Here is a 22,138-nt window from a genome sequence, read left to right on the forward strand (position 1 = left end):
AGCTTTTAAAGTGCCCCGGGGGTGCTAGAGATGCTCAATGACGATGGAGACTGTCAGAAATTTTGTGTTCGGGCCTAACATGTAGCTAGAGGTGCATGTATGCCGACCAAAAAGAAAGCTGCCAGTGCAACATCGAGAGAGCTGCCCTCGATTCCCCAAGAGATCATCGACCAGTTCGTTAAGGGGCCGATGAGCGCCGAAGCCATTCAGGATGCCTCGATGGCGTTCAAAAAAGCGCTGATCGAGCGCGCCTTAGGTGCCGAACTGGGGCAGCACCTTGGCTATCCTCAGGGCGCGGAGCGCCCCGAGGATTCGACCAACCAGCGCAACGGCAAAAGCGGCAAAACGGTGCTCACCGACGATGGGCCGCTTCGCCTGGACATTCCCAGAGACCGAGACGGCAGCTTCGCTCCCATCCTGATTCCCAAACACGAACGCCGTTTTACCGGCTTTGACGACAAGATTATCGCCATGTACGCCCGCGGCATGACGGTGCGTGAGATACGCGCTTTTCTGGCGGAGCAGTACGGAACAGATGTATCGCACGATTTCATCAGCTCGGTGACGGATGCTGTGCTGGATGAGGTTGGAGCATGGCAGCAGCGCCCTTTGGAACCGATGTATCCGGTCATCTTCTTCGATGCATTGCGAGTGAAGATCCGTGATGAGGGCTTGGTGCGCAACAAGGCGATATATCTGGCGCTGGGCGTATTGCCGGATGGCACGCGTGACATCTTGGGTATCTGGATCGAGAGCACAGAGGGCGCGAAGTTCTGGATGAAGGTGTTCAACGATCTAAAAACGCGAGGCGTTGAAGATGTTCTGATCGCCGTCACTGACGGGCTCAAAGGCATACCGGAGGCCTTGGGAGCGGTTTTTCCTGCCACCACGCTGCAAACCTGCATCGTGCATCTGATCCGAAACAGTCTTGATTACGCGGCTTGGGATAAACGCCGTCCGCTGGCCAAAGCGCTCAAGCCTATTTACCAGGCGATCAACGCTGATGCTGCGGAACAAGAGCTGAACGCCTTTGAAGCAGGGCCTTGGGGCAAACAGTATCCGACAGTAGTCGCTGCGTGGCGTCGTGCCTGGGATCGGGTGATCCCGTTCTTTGTCTTCCCGCCAGCCATCCGTAAAGTGGTCTACACGACCAACGCCATCGAAAGCATCAACGCTCAGTTGCGAAAGATCATCAAGACTCGTGGGCACTTCCCGACAGATGATGCCGCGACAAAATTGATCTGGCTGGCGTTACGCAATATCACTGCGGATTGGAGCCGTGCGGCACACGACTGGAAAGTGGCGCTTAACCAGTTTGCGATTCTCTATGGAGACCGTTTTACCAGACCAAGCTGGTGAAACAACGGCCTGCCTAACGGCAGGCCAGACCAGCCCGAACACAAAAAAACTGATACTCCCTGACGATGTAGCCCTCTCCCAACTCCTCTCGGAGGCATCGCGCCAATCGATGCCCTTCGGCTTTGAAACACAACTCAAGCGCCTCAGATAGAAATCCAGAATCCTGCGGTACTTCCTTATCTAACGTTTCGTCATACATCACCGCCCACTTTTCCAGCCCGGTTTGCAACTCGCTGGAGAGAGGAAGGTCGCGAGGATCTATGTCGCCGACTTCGTTACCGCAAGCATGCCAAAGCGGGTGACAGTAATAATCAGCCATGAGTTTTATGGCATGCATTAAATTGTCACTCCTACGATTGAGCCTGCCGGAATCTAGGGGTGGGCCGGCACAAAATCCGGGCCTCCCAGCTTGTCACGGACGTTTTGGTCAGGCAAAAACGGTAGTACCAGAGCCAATCCGATACCATATACATCGCGCGATTGGCGTCCGGGCAGGTCGCAAGCGCGCTGAGCTGCGCGGCCACAAACTGGCTCGCAAACCTTGCGTCGTGAGTTTCGCGCCAGTGGCGCACTACCAATTGGTCGAAAGCGCCCATCACATTCTGCGGCTCTTCGTTGTCCGTTTTGCCCTTTTGGAAATAGGGTGGCTCACCAACGATAAATTTTTCCAATGCATTGTTGGTCAACGCGAGTTGCAGAATATTGTCCCTGCTGTTCACATATTTTTCTTTTTTGCTAAACAAAACGAATCTAGCTCAGCCATTGATGAGAAACATCGCCTGTTTTAAAAAACTCGCCAAACACCATACAAACGAAATCAAAATCATCGGTAAGCTGGCGTGCATCCCAGAAATCCCCAAGCAAATCTACCATTTCACGCTTCACCGCCGGATTAAAATACGATCTGACATGATTACCATCAGCATTTTTTTCCAGCAGCGTAACTAGATAAATGCCACCTTCGGCAATTAAATCGACGCTTATGGGACTAATAGCAGGAGAGTCAAAATTTTCCAAACACATCGTTCCAGGGCTTGTTCGCAACGACTCTAGCAGTCGAAGAACGGAATTCCAGTCCGTTACATAGTCACTTCCGCCACTCATTGAGCCACCGTTCATTGACGTCCACGAAATTAGAAATTTCATTTAACCTTACTCCCAGAAAAACGCTCCATACCCAGCCTCCAGATAAGGGCTTTACCAGACAAATCCTCATTTACGGTAAGAGACCTTAACCCCGCAGCTTTTGCCATCAAAATCAGATCAGACTTACAATAGCTGCACACATTTTTACCTACAACTTTTATTACCATGTCCGCACCCTTTGTCAAACCAGCTTCATATGCTTGCTGAATAACGCCTACCTCAGCATGGGCATCGGCCATATTTCCATTTGGGTAGGGCTTAGAGTTCTTTGAAGCATTAGCAGCGACTTCCTCACTTATCAACGTAAGGTGGTTTGGCTCCGATTTGGCTGCAGGTCTAGCTCGCTGGTTGGTGTCCCTAAACACAAACTTGCCGATCTTTGCCTCCGCGAACACCACAGGCTCGTCCCGTAATTCACGAATTTCATAACGTTTATATAACTTCACCTCCTTAACATGCGCGACGACGTAGGGCGTACCTTGAGTCGCAACCTTCGGCCCCATCCCCGCCACACCTTGCAGCAGGTCGCGATAGCCCGGCCCGAATCGATCTCCCAGTTCACCCAGCAGTGCCATTCCGCCCATAACCAGTGCTCCGGCAACGACCACACTTGCAAGCGCCGTCGCACCGACCACCGCTGCCAATACAGCGGCGGCACCCACGGCAGCGACGCCCAAGACCTCAAGCCCGGTTTTCATCCAGCCTTCAACGTCCAGGACGAACGCGACTGACACCGTTGCGCCGCCGATAAAGACGTTGTCGCTACCCGTCTTGATATGCGCGCCGCATACCAGCTTTCTACCCACACGTGCAGCAGGTTTGCCATTGATGAAGACTGTGGCGCTGCCTTCGGCGACGGTGACTTGAAACGGCCACATCGGGTGATTGAGCGCAAGGCCCGTGCAGGATGACGCGACATCTTCGCCTGCACGCACGGCGGGTCTGCCGTTGATGAAGACGTCGGGGCTGCCGCTTGCCAATTTGCCGGTCGTGGGTTCTGGCCAGTCGAAAACAGTGCTCAGGCCCTTCACGACCTGCAGGACGGACAAGCCGCCACCGGCAATCGCGCCACCCATGATCGCCAGCGCAAGGCCGCCTGTTGCTGCGGTCGCGACCAATACCGCAGCGCCGATCAAGGCTCCGGCGACCGCCCCGGTGATCATGCCCGCGAGGCCGAAACCATGAGCAATCTCGTCTCCAACGCGTGCGGCAGGCCGAGCGGCCGTCGCCCCCTCGGATGTGGAGTCGTTCGCCATCGCTTAGGCGTCGTCAGCAGGCAGGGGGCGCATCGTGAGCGAGTGCATGGTCTTCTTCCATGCTGTCTCGTGGTGTGGCAGGTCGTTGAGGGTCGTAGTCAGACTGGTGACCAGAACAGTTTTGCCATGCTGGACGAAGACTTGGCGCAGCATCAACTCGTGCCCTTCCCGCTCCCAGAGGTAATCGGCGAGCGCAGCAGGAAAGCCATGCAGTTCGAAGTCCCAGCTCTGCAAGAGCTTGAAGCCAGGTAGCTGCTGTTCAGCGCTGGCCAACTGGTTAGTGACGTAGTCAACAAAGGTGCCGTGAGTACCGATGGCGTCACGACTGATGACGAAGCTGGCCTCTTGGGCGTCGCCTTCGGCGGGCAGTTTGAAGATGTTGAAAGTCTGGTCGTGCCAGCCTTGGGGGATGTCGAGATCAGCTTCCTGAATTCGATAGGGCATCATCGCGAGAGCGTTCCGTGCGGGAGAGGATCGGGTGAGAGCGCTCACCAACCTCCTGACCTGCCGGAGTTGTATCGAATCGCCCTCTTCGGGACGTGTTTATGCCCGTTGCTGGAGCGCGATGAAGTCGGCTACGGCCTCGCGGCACCGTAGGACCTTTCCGAAAGGTGCGCAGTCCTTGACCGGCGCACATGGGGTAACCCTGAGAAATATCGGCTGGACGTTTAAGCACTGCCGAGAGAAGTTACGGCGCTATCATCACCTGCGCCCAACAGGCTAGAAAGCGCACGGTGATACTTGGCCGCTCGTTGCAAATCCTTTTCCGTAACGGTCGGCAACCGGGTCAAATCCAGATTGTCGCGAATGTCAGCGATCTTGACTCGCCGTGCCAAGGGGTTGGAGAGGATGCGCGCGATAAAGTCTTCATAGACCTCACCCGGCCGTTTGGTCAGGCAGTCGATGGCCTCAATGACCCGCTCCGAAATGCCGGCCTCCCGCAACGCCTCCAGCGTCACGTCGGAATCCTCGACCACGTCATGCAATACGCTGGCAATCTGAGCGTCTTCGTCGTCGAAGCGCATCATCAATCGCAGCGGATGAAGGATGTAGGGTTTACCGGACTTATCCACCTGCCCGGCGTGCGCCTTGCAGGCGAGCGCGATGGCCGTGTCGAGAGCGTTCATCGGCGCGGAAATCCTTTCTCGTATTCGTCTTTGGTGATTTCTCGACCGTAGAGCACGGCATCGTTGTAGAGGCGATTATCGGTCGACACCGGCCTGGCACTTTCGTCAGCGCCATAGAATCGGACATAGGCCGTTTGGGTCAGGTGATCCCAACGATAGGTCACCTCTTCGAAGTCGTAATCCAGGTACACGTCTCGCGAGGCAAATGCACTCAGGTCCTTAATTCCCACTGCCACCTCTCACCGCGTCGTAATACGCTTTGCTCTTGTCTGCGATCGCTTGCGCTTCAGGGCTGGATTTGTCCAATACCCTGAAATCCTCGTAATACTTATGCCCAAGACCGCCCGGCACGTCCGTCTTCGCAGCGACAGCGTCGTAGGTGTCATTACCCAGCAGCGCTCGGGCCAGCGGTTCCGGCTCTTTGGCATAGATCATTTCGGGCGAGTTTACCTGTATTTCTCCGGGGATACCTGCGCGGGTCGGCAGGGTCGAGTTCACCCCGCTGTAGCCCATTTCGTTAGTGGCGCCGTCGATGATCTTGACGTTGGCGCCTCGGCTGCTCAGTTCGGCGGCGACCGTCTGCACCTGATCGGCTTCAACAATGATGGTGTTGCGTGCGAGGTCCTTGATGCGCGTCGGATCGCCGTCGTAATCGTTGTTGATTTTCTCCAGCGCTCGCGCTTGGGACTTGATCGGCGCCTTGGCCACTTTACCCCCGTACTGAGCTGCGATTTCATCAGCAACCGCGTCGATCTCGGCTTTGGCCGCGGGCGCCCGGGCGTAGATCTCCTCGAACGTTTTGGGAGCTGTGGGCTTGCCCAGCTTCGCCATTTTTGGCCCCACCCCCAACAACGCCATCCCCGCAACGCCTTGCAGCAGATCCCGGTAGCCCGGCCCGAGGCGGTCACCCAGATCGCCGAGTAGAGCCATGCCGCCCATGACCGCGCCACCGATCACGACAAAACCTGCCAAGGCGGCCACACCCGCCATCGCCGCGAGCACCAGCCCGGCGCCTGCTGCAATCAGACCCAGTGCTTCAAGCCCGGTATGCATCCAGCCTTCAATGTCGAGCACGAACGCCACGGAGAGGGTTGGCCCGCCGATGAAAGTGTCTTCGCTGCCTGTCTTGATGTGTGCGCCGCACACCATTTTGCTGTGCAGCCGCGCTGCCGGGCTGCCGTTGATGTAGACCGTCGCACTGCCTTCGGCGATAAGCACGGGAAACGGCCACAAGGGATGATTGAGCGGCAGGCCGCTACAGGACGACGAGACGTCCTCACCCGCACGCATGGCGTTACGCAAGTTGATGTAGACGTCGGGGCTGCCTCGAATAAGTGCCCCGGTCGTGGGTTCCGGCAAATTGAAAATGGTGCTCAGACCTTTGACGATCTGGAACATCGACAGACCGCCTGCTGCGATGGAGCCGGCCATGATCGCCAATGCGACACCGCCCGTGGCAACCGTTGCCGCGACCACCGCAGCACCGATCAACGCCCCTGCCACGGCGCCGCCGATCATCGCCGCGACCCCGAAACCGTGGGCTATCTCATCGCCTAACCGTGCTGCTGCTTGAGCATCCATTGCGTTACGTCTTCCTTGATCGAATCAATCACGTCAGCGAGTCATGACCTCGGCGTCAACGTCGCCATTGCCTGTTTCCACGCAGGCTCATGATGAATCAGATCCCCGGGCGTGGTGGTCAGGGTGGTGATCAACACCGCAGGCTTACGCTCGATGAACACCTGGCGCAGCATCAGCTCGCGCCCTTCTCGTTGCCAGGTGTAATCGATCAAAGTGGCGGTGTGGCCGTGCAGCACGAAATCCCAGGTCTGGGCGAGCTTGAAGCCGGGTAATTGCTGTTCGGCGCTTTTCAGTTGGTTGGCGACGTAATCGGCGAACGATGCTTCACCTTGCCCCGCATCCCGGCTGATCACGAAACTGGCTTCTTTCGCCCCTCCCACCGCAGGCAGTTTGAAGATATTGATGCTCTGGTCCTGCCAGGTTTCGGGAATTTCGAGGTCAGCTTCTTGAATGCGATAAGGCGTCATGAGAAGGGTTACTGTCCGTGTAGGTGAGTGGCTCTAAGAACGCAAAATTTTCGGGCAATGCTGGCTGACAAGCAAGGAAAAGGACCGGAAGAATGACCGAGAATGTGTATCGGTGCTCGTTCCAGCATGCGAATCTGACGGACCGCCCCACTCAAGCCCCACACCACCCCGCCGATAGCCTCTAATCACCCCACTTGTTCATTCGTCTGATTCAAACAGACACAGCAGTCCCGCAAGGAGCACGTTCGACATGATCGTCGGTATTGATCTGGGTACCACCAACAGCCTGGTCGCCATCTGGCGTGATGGCGCCACTCAATTGGTCAGCAACGCGCTGGGCGAGTTGTTGACGCCCAGCGTGGTCGGGCTGGATGACGAGGGGCATGTGCTGGTGGGCAAGGCCGCACGCGAGCGTTTGCAAACCCATCCGACACTGACCACCGCGCTGTTCAAGCGACACATGGGCAGTGCGCATGAAGTGAAACTCGGAACGCGCAGTTATCGGGCCGAAGAGCTGTCGGCACTGGTGCTCAAGAGCCTGAAAGCCGATGTGGAACGTGCTTTCGGCGAGCCGGTGACCGAAGCGGTCATCAGCGTCCCGGCGTATTTCAGCGATGCACAACGCAAGGCAACCCGGGTGGCCGGTGAGCTGGCGGGGTTGAAGGTGGACAAGCTGATCAACGAGCCGACCGCCGCCGCGCTTGCGTATGGCCTGCATCAGAAAGACAGCGAAACGTCGTTTCTGGTGTTCGATCTGGGAGGCGGCACGTTCGACGTGTCGATTCTGGAGCTGTTCGACGGCGTGATGGAAGTGCGCGCCAGCGCCGGGGACAACTTTCTGGGCGGCGAAGACTTCGACACCCTGCTGCTGGATCACTTCGTGGCGCTGCACAAGAACGAAGCGAACTTTCCGGCGACGCCCTCGGTCAAGCAAGCGTTGCGTCGAGAAGCCGAACGCGTGCGCAAAGCCTTGGGGCAGGAGGCGAGCGTCGACTTCGTGCTGCGCCACGCCGATCAGGAATGGCGCAAATCCATCACTCAGGATCAGTTGATCGAACTGTACGCCCCACTGATGGACCGCCTGCGCGCCCCCATTGAACGCGCTCTGCGTGATGCGCGCATCCGCGTTGCCGATCTGGACGAAATCCTGCTGGTGGGTGGCACCACGCGCATGCCACTGATTCGCAAACTAACAGCCAGCCTGTTCGGGCGCTTTCCGTCGATCACCCTCAACCCGGATGAAGTGGTCGCTCAAGGCGCTGCGATTCAGGCAGCGTTGAAGGCACGAGACTCGGCGCTGGAGGAGGTGGTTCTGACCGATGTCTGCCCCTACACGCTGGGGATCGAAACCACGCACCGCATTGGTGAACATTACGAATCCGGCCATTACCTGCCGATCATCGAGCGCAACACCGTGGTGCCGGTCAGCCGGGTGAAAACCGTGAATACGGTCAATGATCATCAGTCCTTTGTCATCGTAAAGATCTTTCAGGGCGAAAGCCGCAAGGTGAAAGACAACGTCGCGCTGGGCGAGCTGGAGATCAAGGTGCCGCGCCGCCCTGCCGGAGAAGTCGAACTGGATGTGCGCTTCACCTACGACAACAACGGCATTCTGGAGGCCGATGTGCGCATTCCGCTGACGGGCGAAGCGCACACGCTGGTGATCGAGAACAACCCGGGCGTTCTCACCCCCGATGAGATTCAAGAGCGCCTGAACGCGCTGAACTCACTGAAGATTCACCCTCGCGAGCAGCAAGTGAACACCCACCTGACCGCGCGTCTGGAGCGTCTGTATCAGGAATATCTGGGCGACGCCCGTGAACTGGTCGGCTCTTGGGCCAACCAGTTTCAGCGCGTGCTGGAAACCCAGGATGAGCGCCAGATCAGCGAGGTGCGCAAGCGGCTGGTCGAACAGGTCGAGCGTTTCGAGCGGGGTGACTGGTGAACGCTATGAACCCCTGGACTGTGCTGGGCCTTGAAGACGACGCCGATGAGCGCACCGTCAAACGCCAATACGCCAAGCTGCTCAAGGTCACGCGCCCCGACGACGACCCGGAGGCCTTTCAGCGTTTGCGTGAGGCTTATGAACTGGCACTCGACTGGGCTCGGAACCGGGTTGATGACGAGGATGATTTCGACACGCCAACGGCCGCCGTTGCACGGCCCACGGAAACGCTGATCGAATCGGCGTCGATTGAAAAGCCACCCGCGCCGCAAGACACTTTGCTCGTCAATCGGGTCATGCCAGCGCCAGATGCCGCAACAGTCGCGCGCCAAACGGCTCACCAACTGGTGGAAGAAACCACTGCGCAGAACATTCCAGAGCAACATCAAAACGCTGTGGAGCACAATTGCGACCTACCCTTTCAACAGCGTCTGCTGGAGCGCTGCCTGGACGATGCGCACACCGACAATGATCTGCTGAGCGCCGCTGTGGCCCATCTGCGCTGGCTGACGCCCTGGCAGACGTTACGCCTGAGTGCAGATCAGGAAGTCCAACTCACCCACCAATTGCTGGACATCGAAGGCCCTGTGCTTGAGCAGATGCTCAGTGAGGGACAAGAACGGGCCTTTCTGGCCGCGTTGGACACCTTGACGCAACAGCCATGGCTGGCCTCGCTGGAGCGCCGCGACCAGTTTCAACGCTGGACGATGTTTTTTCTGCACAACCACAAGGGCTGGACCGCTGCGCTGTTCGACCGTATCTGCGCACTGTTCGGTTGGGATGACCGCAAGGGGATCTTTCCCCAGCCGGAGTTCATCTGGCGGCACCTGATCGAGCGTTGCGAAAAGTACGCCTACATCGAGCATTGGCAGCGACGGGTTGCCAGTGGCCGAACCGACAGCGTCGAAGACAAGGCCGCCATGCTGGTGCTGAAACCGGGGCGCAAGGTCGACCGTTTGCGGCTGGCGCGCTTTTGCAGCGCCGATGTGTGGGTCACCTGTGAGCGCCTGTGTTCGACCATCAACAACCGCTATCCGGAAATGCTCGATCGCTTTCCACAGGCCGACCTGAAGTCATGGAGGGAATTGCAGGTGGCGCCGCTGAACCCTTCCGTCTGGACATGGTTTGGCTGGCTGCTGTTCAGTCTGTTTTTCATGATCCCGAACGAGATGATGAAAGAGCCGCTGGAAGGGAGCAAAGCCGCACTTGTTCTGCTGCTTTACCCGGTCATCATGACCGGCATCTGCCGTGTTTTCATGCGGGTCTGGCGCCCCATTTCACTGGCGGTTGAAAACACGGACGAGTGGATCAGCGACAAGGTGCTTCCGGAGTGGCTGCACTGGCCCGCCTCACAGGCCTTGCTGATTCGCCACGGGGTGCCACTGGTGGTGGGCGGCGTTGTGGTGGCGCAGCAGGGCTTTGCGGCGCTGGTGTGTTACGGGCTGCTGATGTTCGCGTGGTTTTTTCTCTCGCCGTATCGCCATCCGCACATTTATGCGCAGGTCCGGGGAGCTGTGCGCCGTTTCTGGCACGTGCACTTCAGAAAGCTCTCGCTCTCGGCTGTCGCCATTGCTGCGTTCGCGATGTCGCTGGTATTGAATCCATCGGCGTCAAAGACACCGACAAGCCCAGCCACAGCCACGTCTCCTTCATTTACCTCCCCGGTAGCCTCAGCCTCGCAACTGGACTGCTATAGCCAGCAGAGCATTGAACTGATGGAGAAGGAATGCCAACACTCCTTGGTGCCACAGCGGTGCACCAACGAAACACGTGAACAGAAGATCAGTCGTTGTTTAAGGTTGAAGAACCGGTTGCAGAGTGAATTGCAAACGCAATCAGACTGAGCCGATCCGCACACGCTCGACAGTAACGTTGCAGCGTGCTGCGCACGGCCTGCAACTTACTGAATTAACTAACAATAACTAACTGTAACAAACGTATCTTGAAACTTACAAAAAACTACAAACGTCTACCTCAAACTTCGCCAGCGTAAAGTATTTGCAAAGTTCAACCCTTTCGTTATAAGTGCCTGTAGTCTGAACATCGCTTCATACCCCGTTACAGGTTACTCCTCATGAATCACATACTCTGGAAGTTATTTCCAAAGCACCAGCGCGAGTTTTTGCTGGAGCGACTTTCCGTCGTGGACCGCCAGGTGGTCAACAAGACACTGTCGCGCAAGGCCCGATTTCCCGAGGCTTTCGACCACTTCGAGTGCATCTTCATCCACGTTCCAAAATGCGCGGGAAGTAGCGTAGCAATGTCGATCTTTGGCGACACACCTACCGGCCACTTGCCATTATATTGGTACGAGAAGCAGTTCAAAGACCGTTATGAGCAATACTTCAAGTTTGGCTTTGTACGTGATCCATTACATCGAGCACTGTCGGCTTATCGTTACTTACTACAGAATCCGCAGCCACGGGACAGAGCCGCTTTCGAGCTGGTCAGCCGTTACTCTCGCTTCGATACGTTCGTCGATGGCTGGTTACACCCAGAGAATGTGTCGAAACAAATACACTTCGCGCCGCAGTATCATTTTCTGCAAAACAGCATGGGCCAGATTTCCGTGGACTTCATCGGCCGTCAGGAACATCTGGAATCGGACTTCGCCACCCTCTGCGAGCACTTGGGCATCAGCACCCAACTGCGGCACCTCAACCGTTCCCCCGGTCCACGCTATCAAACCGCAGGGCTCTGCTCCGAGGCTTCACGCAAACGCATTCGCGAAGTTTACGCCCGAGACTACGAGCTGTTTTCCTATGACTGAGAAACGAACCGAACCCCGCCCCCTGATCATCGACGCCCCGTTAGCGGTCGGGCAAAGCGAGCGCCAATCCCTCAAGCAGCAGCGTGCCTGCTGCATCTGGTTCACAGGCTTGTCCGGCGCGGGCAAAACCACGTTGGGTAATCGTCTGGACCAGACACTGGTGGCTCACGAGCTGCACAGTTACCTGCTCGACGGCGATCGATTGCGTCGAGGTCTGTGCCAAGACTTGGGCATGTGCGAACAGAGCCGTCGGGAAAACGTGCGACGTATTGGGGAAGTCGCAAGGCTAATGGTGGACGCGGGATTGATCGTGATCGTCTCGGCCATTTCTCCGTATCGCGAAGACCGGGACGCCATTCGCCAGTATTTCGCCGAAGACCAGTTCATTGAAGTGCACGTCAGTACGCCGTTGCGCGAGTGCATGCGCCGCGACGCCAAAGGCCTTTACAGAGCCGTGCGCGAAGGCAAGATCAAGCACTTCACCGGTATCGACAGCCCTTATGAGCCGCCGATAGACCCTGAGTTCGTGGTCGACACTAGCGCCGATTGCGGGAGTCTGTTCATCGACCAACTGCTTTCTCGGCTTCTGGAAACCCGACCTCAAAACGGCGCCTGGCACGCCTTCACCAGCGCTCATACAGTGACGCGCTAGTGCAGGTTGAGCAGACAGGCGCGGGTGATCACTGACCGCGCGTGAGCATCACGAATTTGCCCATCATGGCGGCGGCAAATTGCTGAGCGCTCATTTTCTCGCCGTTGAAGTCCACCACATCGTTGGCGTAATGCAGGTTCGAGACGATGTTGTCGCCTTCGACCTTGCCCAACTGGAACATGATCGCCATGCCGCCCACGGAGTCCGCCGCACCCTGCGCGTTCTGTGCGATGGCCGCCGGGTCAGTGATACCCGCCGATTGCGCCTGTAGCGTCGCGAGGTCCTTGATCATAGGTTTGGACAGCACCAGCTTCGCATCCAGATTGGTCAACAGTTGCTTGAGCAGTTCGCTACCGGGCTGATCGAGGGACGTGGGGTTACCCAAATCCATCGACAGGTTGAAGCGGCTCTCGCCATGGGTGGTTTTCAGCGACAGTTTTTCCAGCTCGACGTGTGGCTTGGCCGCCAGCAACTTGCCGACCTCGGCCTGAACGAACGCCTGATCGGCCGGGCTCAGGTGAGGGGTGTAGTGTTGGCCGGTCGCGGCAGCGGCTTGCGCCTGTGGCTGGATTTTGTCCTGATAAAACTGCAACAGGTTCTTGGTCGAGGCGATGTCAAAGTTGGCGAATTTCCACAGCATCTGCGACGAGCCTATGTCTTTGCCGCCGAAGCTGATGTTGGCGATGTCGTAGGTCACTTGTGCAGCCAGGTTGCCTTCGACTTCCTGCAACAGACTGGTGTTGACGAAATCCTTGAGCACCACCGCTGGCTGATTGGCCGCCTGGAAGGTGACCGAAGCAGCCTTGGCGTCGCTGTGACCCAGATAGAAGCCCGACTTGCCCTTGGTGCCACCGGTGTTGAATGTCACGTCCTTGAGCAGCAAGTGAACCGGCCCTTCCTCGGAGGTAGCCGTCACATCGAGATCGCCCAGCACGCCATTGGCTTCCAGTTTTTCGCCATTGGCGGTACCTGACGCGTTCAGCGTGAAGCCTGAGAACTTGATCGAGCCGCCCTCACTGTCGAACTGGAATGGCAGGAGTTCGACACGGCCCTGCGCCGCACGGTCATAGCCCATGCTGAACTGGCCGGTCAGGGGCGACTGGCCGTTGGTCATTTCAAACCACTTCTCGGAGAAAACATTCTTCTCCAGCGCCATGTTGCTGGCGGCCATGACCGGCACAAGATTGAGCGTCTTCACGCGGCTCCACGGGAAAGGGCCGTGTTCGATCTTGTCTTCGAACAGCAACTCGACCGGCTGCCCCTCGTTGAGCTTCGGCTCCTGGAACGTGAATTTGTAGTGCGCGGTGCTGGTGAAGAAATGGCGATCCAGCGACAGCAACTGGACGCTGGCGCTGCCTTCATGGCCGACCAGCGCCGCCTGAATTTGCTGATTGCCCTGCTCAACCGCATCACCGAGCACGCCTTCCAGACGGGTCCCCGTGTACCAGGCGCCAGCAGTGACAAGAGCGCCCGCGACGATGACGACGCCTACGGCAATGTTGACTGATTTTTTCATGTGTCGACTCGAAGATGTCCGTTCTTGAAGAGAGGTGTTGTCGTCCCTGACCCGAGAGGTGTCGGCGTCGGGATACTCGTATTGAACAGCGTCCAGCGCTGTCCGAGGCCCGGCGAGAGTAGCACCTGATGCGGCTATTTTGCAGCCGCCAGGCCCTAGCCACGAACTTTGCGCAGAGGTTAGGCTGGGCGACAACCTGCAAACGGGATCGATGAAATGAGCGACGCGCAAAAGGCAAAGGGGCCGATCAAGGCGGTGATTTTCGACATGGACGGCCTGCTGCTGGACACCGAAGGCATCTACACCGAAGTCACCAATACCATCGCCACCTGGCACGGCAAGACCTTCGACTGGGCCATCAAACAGCACTCGATAGGCCGCGGCTCGCAGGATTTCGCCGAATACGTGATTGGCGCACTGGGACTGCCGATGTCCGCCGAGGAATTCCTCACCGTGCGCCAGCCCATGCTCGATGAGCGCTTCCCCCATGCCCAGCCCATGCAGGGCGCCGAGGCGCTGGTTCGTCACTTGGCCGCTCATAACATCCCTATTGCCGTGGGCACCAGCTCGTCGCTGCATTACTTCCAGGTGAAAACGGGCAATCACCGTTCATGGTTCGAACTGTTCAGGCATGTGGTCACGGCGGATCATCAGGATGTGAAGGCTGCCAAGCCTGCGCCGGATATTTTTCTGACCGCCGCACGCCTGCTCGGGGTCGATCCCAAAGACTGCCTGGTGTTCGAAGACTCGCCATTTGGCGTGACGGCTGCCAAAACCGCTGGCATGTACGCGGTGGCCGTGCCGGATTCGCACATGCCGGTTTCGCAGTACGCCCATGCCGACCTGATATTGGGGTCCTTGGCTGAGTTCCCTCTGCAGGATTGGGGTTTGCCGGGGTACGGGCGCTGAACCCGCCTCTGTAGGAGAGAGCTTGCTCGCGACCGCGATCTGCTTGATGGGGTGTGATCGTCTGGCGCTACGTTATCGCGAGCAAGCTCACTCCTGCAGTCCAAGACCACTCGTCTCCCGTGCTGTGCAATGAAATTGCCATCGCTCAGGACTCGACTATAGAATGCGATCAATTCTTAATTACATCCGGCACGGACGCCGGGACCGTCTCCAGTGGTCTCTATGTCGTCAGTCGATCGATCGCTCAACTTGCACGTCCAGAATCTCTACAGCGAACACCACGGCTGGCTGCACCGTTGGCTGAATAGCAAGCTGGGCAACACCAGCGATGCTGCCGACCTCGCGCATGACACGTTCATTCGTCTACTGACCCGCCAGAACACCGCCAGTCTGGGCGCCGAGCCGCGTGCGCTGCTGACCCACATTGCCAAAGGCCTGGTGATTGATCGCTGGCGCCGACAGGACGTCGAGCGCGCTTACCTGGAAACCATTGCCCATTTGCCCGAACCGGAAGTCCCCTCACCGGAAACCCGTTGGCTGATTCTTGAAGCGCTGTACCGCATCGACGCAATGCTGTCAGCGATGCCGGAAAAGACCCGTCAGGCCTTTCTGATGTCACAGCTCGACGGCATGACGTACCCGCAAATCGCCACCGAACTCAAGGTGTCGCTGATCACCGTCAAACGCTACATGCGTGACGCCTTCCTCGCCTGTCTGAGTGTTGCCTGATGAATCACGCCATCGACCCGGAAATCCTCGGCGAAGCTGCCGACTGGCTGGTGCAATTGCAATCCGGCACGGCAACGGATGACGATCATCGCGCGATCCAGCTTTGGCGCGCACGCAGCGCCCAGCACGCGCAAGCCTGGCAACGCGCCGAGGCGATCATGGGCGACTTTCGTTCGATCCCGGGTTCAATCGCCAGCGACACGATCAAGCGCATTGGACGCAACAAATCCATCGGGCGGCGTCAGGCGCTCAATCGCATCGGGCTGTTCCTGCTCGCAGGCCCGGCCATCTGGTTGGCGCAGCACAAACTGCCGTGGCGGGAATGGATGGCCGATCAGCACACCGCCGTTGGCGAGCAGAAGAACCTGACGCTGGCAGACGGTACTCGATTGTTGATCAACACCGACAGTTCGCTGAACATCGCTTTCAGCGCCGATGAGCGGCGGATCAATCTGCTCAAGGGCGAAGTGCTGATCACAACCGGCCACGATGCGTCATCCACGTACAGGCCCTTTATCGTCCAGACGCGCCACGGCACCGCGCGCGCATTGGGGACGCGATTCAACGTACGCGTTGAAGAGCGGGCCAGTCGCCTGGCGGTGGTCGAAGGCGCCGTGGAAATGCGGCCGACGCATTCAAGCACGGTCGTCCTCGTCAACGCCGGCGAGCAAAGCGCGTTCGGATCGGAAGGCACTGCGCCAGTGCTGCCACTGGATCAGGCGAGCCTGACGTGGGAGAACGGCATGATGGTGGCAAAAAACATGCGACTGGCCGATCTGTTGCAGGAACTGGGGCGCTATCGTCAGGGTGTTCTGCGCTGCCACGATGCAGTCGCGAATTTGACCGTCTCCGGTGCTTTTTCGCTGCGCGATACCGACGCCAGCCTGCGCCTGTTGCAGAACACATTGCCGATCAGCGTCAGCAGCCTGACCCGCTATTGGGTGGCGGTAGAGCCTCGCGGCTAAGCCCCAACGCTAATCCCTCACGGCTTGTCGGCGGTGGCGTCATTGAAACCGCCGTCTGCAAGCCGTGCTGCTACAGAGGCGATGCTGAGCAAGCAAAGATTTCAACAATCGCTGATACCTTTTTCCCTGTCGTTCGGTGAGGGAGAGAACCCCCTCACTTTTCAATGCTTCGACAGGATTGCCGAATGACGTTCAGGCCGCTTCAGCACGTTCCAAGAATGAGTCCCACTCGCTTCCCGCTCAAAGCCCTGAGTCTGGCCATCGCTCTGACCGGTCTGGCGCCTGTTCCCAGTGCGCTGGCCGCTGATCCTCTACAAAGCAGCGCGGCTCGCAGCTACGCAATCGCACCCGGCCCGTTGGGTGATGTCCTGGCTCAGTTCGCGGCCATTTCCGGCGTGCCGCTGTCCTTCGACTCGAAACTCCTGAACGATCATCACAGCGACGGCCTGCAAGGCAGCTACACCGTGCAATCGGGCTTCGCTCATCTGTTACAGGGCAGCGGCTATTCGTTGTTGAGCACCGGCGAGAACGGCTACACCGTCGCGCCCGACGTCAAAGTCGGCGACGCCATGGAGCTGAGCGCCACCACCGTCAACGGGGACATGAGTGCTCAGTCCGACACTTATGCCGGTGGCCAGGTAGCTCGGTCCGCGCGCCTCGGCGTGCTGGGCAACCGGGACATCAAAGACGTGCCGTTCAGCGTGGTCAGCTACACCTCGAAAACCATCGCCGATCAGCAAGCCCGAACACTGGGTGACGTCCTGTTGAACGATGCCTCAGTGCGCCAGTCGGCGGGGTTTGGCAACTTCTCGCAGGTATTCACCATTCGCGGACTGCCATTGCAGACCGACGACATTGCTTTCAACGGGCTGTACGGCTTGCTGCCACGGCAGATCATCACCACCGAAGCGGTAGAGCGTGTTGACCTGTTCAAAGGCCCGAACGCGTTTATCAACGGCGTATCGCCTCAGGGCAGCGGGATTGGCGGCAGCGTCAACATCGTGCCCAAACGCGCTGACGACACCCCGACTCGCAGCATGACACTGGATTACGCCAGCGACACCACCGTGGGCGGGCATCTGGATCTGGGCCAGCGATTCGGTGAAGACAATCGCTTCGGCGCGCGCATCAACCTGGCACAGCACGGTGGTGAAACGGCCATCGACGACGAGACCAAGCGCTCGCAACTGATCGCCGTGGCTCTCGACTATCACGGCGACCGCCTGCGGATCTCGACGGATTTCGGCTATCAGAAAGAGCGTATCAACCAGGGCCGAGCAGTGGTGTACCCGAACGGCAGCGTGGTGCCCCACCCGCCGTCCGCCAAGGACAATTACTCGCAGGACTGGAGCTGGTCGCAGTTGGAGGACACCTACGGCATGGTCAACGCCGAGTATGACCTCAATGACCACTGGACTGCCTATGTCGGCGGCGGCGCCAAGCACACCCGCGAAAACGGCGAATACTCGTCACTCTACGTGAGTGACAAAAGCGGCACGGCGAAGACCGGCTTCCTCTACTCGCCTCACGATGAGGACAACAAGAGCGCTGTCGCCGGGCTGAACGGCCACTTCGACACCGGCCCCGTGACGCACCAGATGAACTTCGGTTTGTCAGGCATGTGGGGGGAACAACGGTCCGCTTACGAGGCGATTCTGGTTGCCAATCGCCAACCCAACAATTTGTACAATCCGGTGCAAATTCCGCGTCCGAGCGTCACCTATTTTGGTTCAGACATTCATGATCCGCGCATCGTGGGCAAGAACCGGATCAAGAGCGCGGCGGTTTCCGACACACTGGGCTTTGTCGATGATCGGGTTCTGCTGACCGTGGGCGTGCGGCGCCAAACCCTTGAGGTCGATGCCTGGAATACCGCCTCCGGGGCACGAAGCGCCAACTACGATGAGTCGATCACGACGCCCGTATACGGTCTGGTGCTCAAGCCATGGGATCACGTCTCCTTCTATGCCAACCGGATCGAAGGGCTGGCGCAGGGGCCGACCGCGCCTGCGACCAACGTCACCAACCCCAATGAAGTGTTCCCGCCCCGCCGAAGCAAGCAAACCGAGGCAGGTGTGAAACTGGACTGGGACGACTATGGCGCGACCTTCGGCGTCTATCGCATCGAACAGCCCAACAGCGCCACGACTCTCCTGCCGGGCAACCGGCTGGGCACCTTCAATGTTGACGGCGAACAGGTCAACAAGGGCCTGGAAATGAACATCTTCGGTGAGCCCCTCGACGGTCTGCGCCTGCTAGCCGGTGCGACGTTCATGCACACCGAACTGAGCAAAACGTCCAACGGCCTTACCGACGGCAACCGCGCCGCGGGCGTGCCGCGCTTCCAGTACAACCTGAGCACCCAATGGGACATCCCGGGCCTGGAAGGCGCGGCACTGAGCGGCCGGATACTGCGAACCGGTGGCGAGTACATCAACGCCGAAAACACCTTGAGCATTCCGGCCTGGACCCGCGTCGACCTCGGCGCCCGCTATGGTTTCAAAGCCGACGACAAGTACATCACCCTGCGCGCCAACGTCGAAAACGTCGCCAACAAGGCGTATTGGGCTTCGGCGTCAACCGCGAACAACTACCTGACGCAAGGTGAGCCGAGAACGTTGAAGGTGTCGGCGACGGTGGATTTTTAGACGCTACAAGCTACGTCGTGATTTCCTACTGATAGTGACGGGTTCTGCGGGTCAGGTGGTGCATGCGGCCGGACTGACCTTCGCCGCCATTGCCTGACTGCGCAACAATCAAACCACCCGTTTCAAATCCACCCCCAGCGCCTGCGCGAACGCTTTGACCAGCGGGCTGCGCGGGGCGTTTTGGCGCAGGATGAGATTGAACGGTGTGCTCAGGCGAATCACGTCCGGGCGCAAGGCGCGGAGCTGGCCATCGTGCACCAGATGGCGGGCGTAGTGCTCGGGCAAAAAACCAATGAAACGCCCCGTGAGGATCAGAATCGCCACCGCCTCGACCTGTGAGGCTGACGCCGACTGGCTGTCGTAATTGACGAAACTGGCCTTGTCGCGGTGAATCGCGTAGCGATGGTTGATCACTTGGTAGTGACGCAGGCTGTCGATGTCCAGAGCCTGATCATCCACATCGAACAAGGGATGCCCCGCCGCGCAATAGGCGTGTGACGGCTCTTCGTACAACTCGAAGTAATCGAACTCTTCACGACGCTGGTACACCGGCACGATCCCGACGCTCAATCGCCCTTCGACCACGCCCCGCTCTATCTCGTCAAGTTGCGAGGCATGCAGGCGCAATCTGACTTTGGGCGCTTCATCATGCATTGTTCTGAGGGATGCAATTAACGGCGAACGTTTATCGGACATCGTGTTGTCGATAACGCCAATACTCAGATCGCCAATCAATTCATTTTGCGCTGAACTAATGCGGTCACGAAAAGTGTCCACCGAGGCGAATAATTCGATGGACGCCTGATAGACAAGTTTGCCTTCTTCGGTCAGATGAAAACCTTCTCGCCCTCGCGTACACAGGCGCATGCCGATGCGAATTTCGAGGTCGGAAATCTGCTTGCTGATCGCCGCGAGGCCCACGTTCAGCTCGTTTTGCGCCGCACTGAACCCTCCGGCTTCGACAACGGCCTGGAAGACGCGCAGCAGTTTGAAGTCCATTCCGCTGAGCGACAAGGGTGGGCGAATCCCCGGTTTGGGCGGCACGTTTCCAGAAGTGGAAAGTGGAGTTTCCATAATGCTTATTTACCTCGCCCGTTAGATTCAACAGGCTTTGACCCACAACAAAAACGTGCCCGATTGATAATAATGAACACAGAAAATGGCGATTGGCAACCATCTGCATGACGCCCTGATCAGTGACCCGGTTACTGAATTCAGACCATAAAACCTGACACTTCGATCAGGACCTTGAACGCTTTACTGCCCTCACTCTCAGCGATTACACCCGCCTCGAATGCGTGCCCGAACACACACCGACCGGCCTGACGATCACCCGCTGAAATCGAACACCACGGCCTGAACACGCTTCGGAGAAACACCATGAACCAGAACCCGGCAGAGCGTCTGCAAGCCGAACGCAAGAAGGCCGAAAACGAGTTCGACATCACTCAGTACGAACACGTCCCGCGCCGCTATTACGGGCGGATTTTCTTCGCCACATTGATCGTCGTCGCGTTGGCAGGCCTGGTTCGCGCCTTCGCCAACGGCCAGATCGAATGGGGCTATATCGGTCAGTTCCTGACCTCCGAAGCCATTTTGTGGGGCCTGCTCAACACCATCATCATGTCGATTCTGGCGATGGTGCTGGGGGTGTTGATCGGCGTGATCACGGCGATCATGCGCATGTCGGCCAACCCGATCCTGCGCTATGTGGCGATCACGTACACCTGGCTGTTTCGCGGCACGCCGCTGATTCTGCAACTGCTGCTGTGGTTCAACCTGGCGCTGATTTTCCCGGTCATCGGCATTCCCGGCGTGTTCGCACTCGACACCGTGAGCCTGATGACACCCTTCGTGGCAGCACTTCTGGGGCTGAGCATCAATCAGGGTGCGTACACCGCTGAAGTGGTGCGCGCAGGTTTGCTGTCGGTGGACACCGGCCAGTACGAGGCGGCGAAATCCATCGGCATGCCCCGCCTGCAAGCGCTGCGTCGGGTGATTCTCCCCCAGGCCATGCGCGTGATCATTCCGCCAGTGGGCAACGAATTCATCGGCATGGTGAAAATGACCAGTCTGGCCAGCGTGATTCAGTACTCCGAGCTGCTGCACAACGCGCAAAACATCTACTACGCCAACGCGCGCGTGATGGAGCTGCTGATCGTCGCCGGTATCTGGTATCTGGCGGTGGTCACCGTGTTGTCGTTCGGCCAAAGCCGTCTGGAGCGTCGCTTCGCTCGTGGCGCTGGCAAGCGTTCGTAATCAGGCCCTGGAGTTGCACATGAACAAAAGCCACATGAGAAGCATCGTCAAAGCCGTCGGCCTGAACAAATACTACGACCAGTTCCACGCCCTCAAGGACGTCAGCATCGAAGTCGAGCAAGGCGAGGTGCTGTGCATCATTGGCCCTTCCGGGTCGGGCAAGAGCACCTTGCTGCGCTGCGTCAACCAGCTTGAAAAAATCGACAAGGGCGGCCTGTGGGTCGATGGCGAACTGGTGGGTTATCGCGTCGTCGGCAACAAGCTGCACGAACTGACCGACGTGCAGATCGCTCGCCAGCGGCTGAGCACCGGCATGGTGTTTCAGCGCTTCAACCTGTTCCCCCACATGACCGCGTTGCAGAACGTGATCGAAGGCCCGATTCAGGTACTCAAGCGTTCGCCCAAGGAAGCCAACGACGAGGCCATCGAGCTGCTGGCCCGTGTCGGTCTGGCAGACAAGCGCCACTCCTATCCCGTCGAATTGTCTGGCGGCCAGCAACAACGCGTGGCCATCGCCCGCGCGCTGGCGATGCGGCCCAAACTGATGCTGTTCGACGAGCCCACTTCTGCCCTCGACCCGGAGCTGGTGGGCGAAGTGTTGTCGGTGATGCGTGACCTCGCGCACACCGGCATGACCATGATCGTTGTGACCCATGAACTGGGCTTCGCGCGCGAAGTGTCCAACCGCATGGTGTTCATGGACGGCGGCCAGATTGTGGAGGCCGGCAGCCCCGAAGACATTCTAATAAGTCCACAAAACCCACGAACCCAAAGCTTCATTTCTGCCGTTCGCACTTAAACCAGAACAA

The 22,138-nt window shown here is 58.3% G+C and carries 22 protein-coding genes; 11 read left to right on the top strand and 11 right to left on the bottom strand.

Annotated features, from left to right (window positions below; all coding sequences use genetic code 11):
• Positions 1-99: 99 nt before the first annotated feature.
• Entirely contained in the window at positions 100-1,359 is a 1,260-nt protein-coding gene (locus ACI5GA_RS15430) for an IS256 family transposase (protein ID WP_421423166.1), read from the top strand.
• Between the two features lie 13 nt (positions 1,360-1,372).
• Here the strand turns inward: ACI5GA_RS15430 and ACI5GA_RS15435 are convergent, their stop codons facing one another.
• The 9 genes from ACI5GA_RS15435 to ACI5GA_RS15475 form a co-directional block, all read right to left on the bottom strand.
• Positions 1,373-1,696: a hypothetical protein gene (locus ACI5GA_RS15435; RefSeq protein WP_421423273.1), complete on the bottom strand. Its 324-nt coding sequence runs from the start codon at positions 1,694-1,696 to the stop codon at positions 1,373-1,375.
• A gap of 13 nt (positions 1,697-1,709) precedes the next feature.
• Entirely contained in the window at positions 1,710-2,078 is a 369-nt protein-coding gene (locus ACI5GA_RS15440; RefSeq protein WP_421423275.1) for a hypothetical protein, read from the bottom strand.
• Between the two features lie 31 nt (positions 2,079-2,109).
• Positions 2,110-2,505: a DUF6911 family protein gene (locus tag ACI5GA_RS15445; RefSeq protein WP_421423277.1), complete on the bottom strand. Its 396-nt coding sequence runs from the start codon at positions 2,503-2,505 to the stop codon at positions 2,110-2,112.
• A complete protein-coding gene (locus tag ACI5GA_RS15450) occupies positions 2,502-3,761 on the bottom strand; it encodes a PAAR domain-containing protein (RefSeq protein ID WP_421423279.1) in 1,260 nt (419 codons plus the stop codon). The genes ACI5GA_RS15445 and ACI5GA_RS15450 overlap by 4 nt, the downstream gene beginning before the upstream one ends.
• 3 nt (positions 3,762-3,764) lie before the next feature.
• The gene (locus ACI5GA_RS15455; RefSeq protein ID WP_421423281.1) at positions 3,765-4,208 is read right to left on the bottom strand and encodes a DcrB-related protein; all 444 of its coding nucleotides are present in this window, start codon (positions 4,206-4,208) and stop codon (positions 3,765-3,767) included.
• A 221-nt stretch (positions 4,209-4,429) separates the two neighbouring features.
• Entirely contained in the window at positions 4,430-4,888 is a 459-nt protein-coding gene (locus ACI5GA_RS15460; RefSeq protein WP_421423283.1) for a GTP pyrophosphokinase, read from the bottom strand.
• The gene (locus ACI5GA_RS15465; RefSeq protein ID WP_421423285.1) at positions 4,885-5,118 is read right to left on the bottom strand and encodes a hypothetical protein; all 234 of its coding nucleotides are present in this window, start codon (positions 5,116-5,118) and stop codon (positions 4,885-4,887) included. The genes ACI5GA_RS15460 and ACI5GA_RS15465 overlap by 4 nt, the downstream gene beginning before the upstream one ends.
• Entirely contained in the window at positions 5,108-6,469 is a 1,362-nt protein-coding gene (locus tag ACI5GA_RS15470) for a PAAR domain-containing protein (RefSeq protein ID WP_421423287.1), read from the bottom strand. The genes ACI5GA_RS15465 and ACI5GA_RS15470 overlap by 11 nt, the downstream gene beginning before the upstream one ends.
• Before the next feature lie 41 nt (positions 6,470-6,510).
• On the bottom strand, positions 6,511-6,936 hold the full coding sequence (locus ACI5GA_RS15475; RefSeq protein WP_421423289.1) for a DUF1795 domain-containing protein: 426 nt from the start codon (positions 6,934-6,936) through the stop codon (positions 6,511-6,513).
• Between the two features lie 250 nt (positions 6,937-7,186).
• Here ACI5GA_RS15475 and ACI5GA_RS15480 point away from each other — a divergent pair, with 250 nt between their 5' ends.
• The 4 genes from ACI5GA_RS15480 (at position 7,187) to cysC (ending at position 12,303) form a co-directional block, all read left to right on the top strand.
• A complete protein-coding gene (locus ACI5GA_RS15480) occupies positions 7,187-8,881 on the top strand; it encodes a molecular chaperone HscC (protein ID WP_421423291.1) in 1,695 nt (564 codons plus the stop codon).
• Positions 8,882-8,886: 5 nt separating this feature from the next.
• On the top strand, positions 8,887-10,725 hold the full coding sequence (locus ACI5GA_RS15485; protein WP_421423293.1) for a J domain-containing protein: 1,839 nt from the start codon (positions 8,887-8,889) through the stop codon (positions 10,723-10,725).
• A gap of 230 nt (positions 10,726-10,955) precedes the next feature.
• Positions 10,956-11,651 (top strand): sulfotransferase family 2 domain-containing protein, encoded by a 696-nt coding sequence (locus ACI5GA_RS15490; RefSeq protein ID WP_421423295.1) that lies wholly within the window; start codon positions 10,956-10,958, stop codon positions 11,649-11,651.
• Complete coding sequence (gene cysC, locus ACI5GA_RS15495; RefSeq protein ID WP_421423297.1) at positions 11,644-12,303, top strand: adenylyl-sulfate kinase; 660 nt, start codon at positions 11,644-11,646, stop codon at positions 12,301-12,303. The genes ACI5GA_RS15490 and cysC overlap by 8 nt, the downstream gene beginning before the upstream one ends.
• Positions 12,304-12,331: 28 nt before the next feature.
• Here cysC and ACI5GA_RS15500 read toward each other — a convergent pair whose 3' ends face one another.
• Positions 12,332-13,819, bottom strand: coding sequence for a YdgA family protein (locus tag ACI5GA_RS15500; RefSeq protein WP_421423299.1), 1,488 nt, complete (start codon positions 13,817-13,819; stop codon positions 12,332-12,334).
• Positions 13,820-14,035: 216 nt separating this feature from the next.
• Here ACI5GA_RS15500 and ACI5GA_RS15505 point away from each other — a divergent pair, with 216 nt between their 5' ends.
• From ACI5GA_RS15505 to ACI5GA_RS15520, 4 genes are all read left to right on the top strand, one after another.
• On the top strand, positions 14,036-14,728 hold the full coding sequence (locus tag ACI5GA_RS15505; protein WP_404636970.1) for an HAD-IA family hydrolase: 693 nt from the start codon (positions 14,036-14,038) through the stop codon (positions 14,726-14,728).
• Positions 14,729-14,950: 222 nt separating this feature from the next.
• A complete protein-coding gene (locus ACI5GA_RS15510; RefSeq protein ID WP_421423302.1) occupies positions 14,951-15,457 on the top strand; it encodes a sigma-70 family RNA polymerase sigma factor in 507 nt (168 codons plus the stop codon).
• The gene (locus ACI5GA_RS15515) at positions 15,457-16,422 is read left to right on the top strand and encodes a FecR domain-containing protein (RefSeq protein WP_421423304.1); all 966 of its coding nucleotides are present in this window, start codon (positions 15,457-15,459) and stop codon (positions 16,420-16,422) included. Before ACI5GA_RS15510 ends, ACI5GA_RS15515 begins: the two co-directional genes overlap by 1 nt.
• A 185-nt stretch (positions 16,423-16,607) precedes the next feature.
• Positions 16,608-19,070 (top strand): TonB-dependent siderophore receptor, encoded by a 2,463-nt coding sequence (locus ACI5GA_RS15520; RefSeq protein WP_421423306.1) that lies wholly within the window; start codon positions 16,608-16,610, stop codon positions 19,068-19,070.
• Between the two features lie 108 nt (positions 19,071-19,178).
• On the opposite strand, the gene ACI5GA_RS15525 is transcribed toward ACI5GA_RS15520, so the two are convergent.
• Positions 19,179-20,144, bottom strand: coding sequence for a LysR family transcriptional regulator (locus ACI5GA_RS15525; protein ID WP_404636978.1), 966 nt, complete (start codon positions 20,142-20,144; stop codon positions 19,179-19,181).
• Positions 20,145-20,450: 306 nt separating this feature from the next.
• On the opposite strand from ACI5GA_RS15525, the gene ACI5GA_RS15530 reads away from it, so the two are divergent.
• Together ACI5GA_RS15530 and ACI5GA_RS15535 are read left to right on the top strand one after the other, a co-directional pair.
• Positions 20,451-21,329: an amino acid ABC transporter permease gene (locus tag ACI5GA_RS15530; RefSeq protein ID WP_404636980.1), complete on the top strand. Its 879-nt coding sequence runs from the start codon at positions 20,451-20,453 to the stop codon at positions 21,327-21,329.
• A gap of 34 nt (positions 21,330-21,363) precedes the next feature.
• On the top strand, positions 21,364-22,128 hold the full coding sequence (locus tag ACI5GA_RS15535) for an amino acid ABC transporter ATP-binding protein (RefSeq protein ID WP_404637024.1): 765 nt from the start codon (positions 21,364-21,366) through the stop codon (positions 22,126-22,128).
• Positions 22,129-22,138: the final 10 nt, after the last annotated feature.

The sequence above is a fragment of the Pseudomonas sp. Pseu.R1 genome, from assembly GCF_045764065.1.
Lineage (GTDB): Bacteria > Pseudomonadota > Gammaproteobacteria > Pseudomonadales > Pseudomonadaceae > Aquipseudomonas.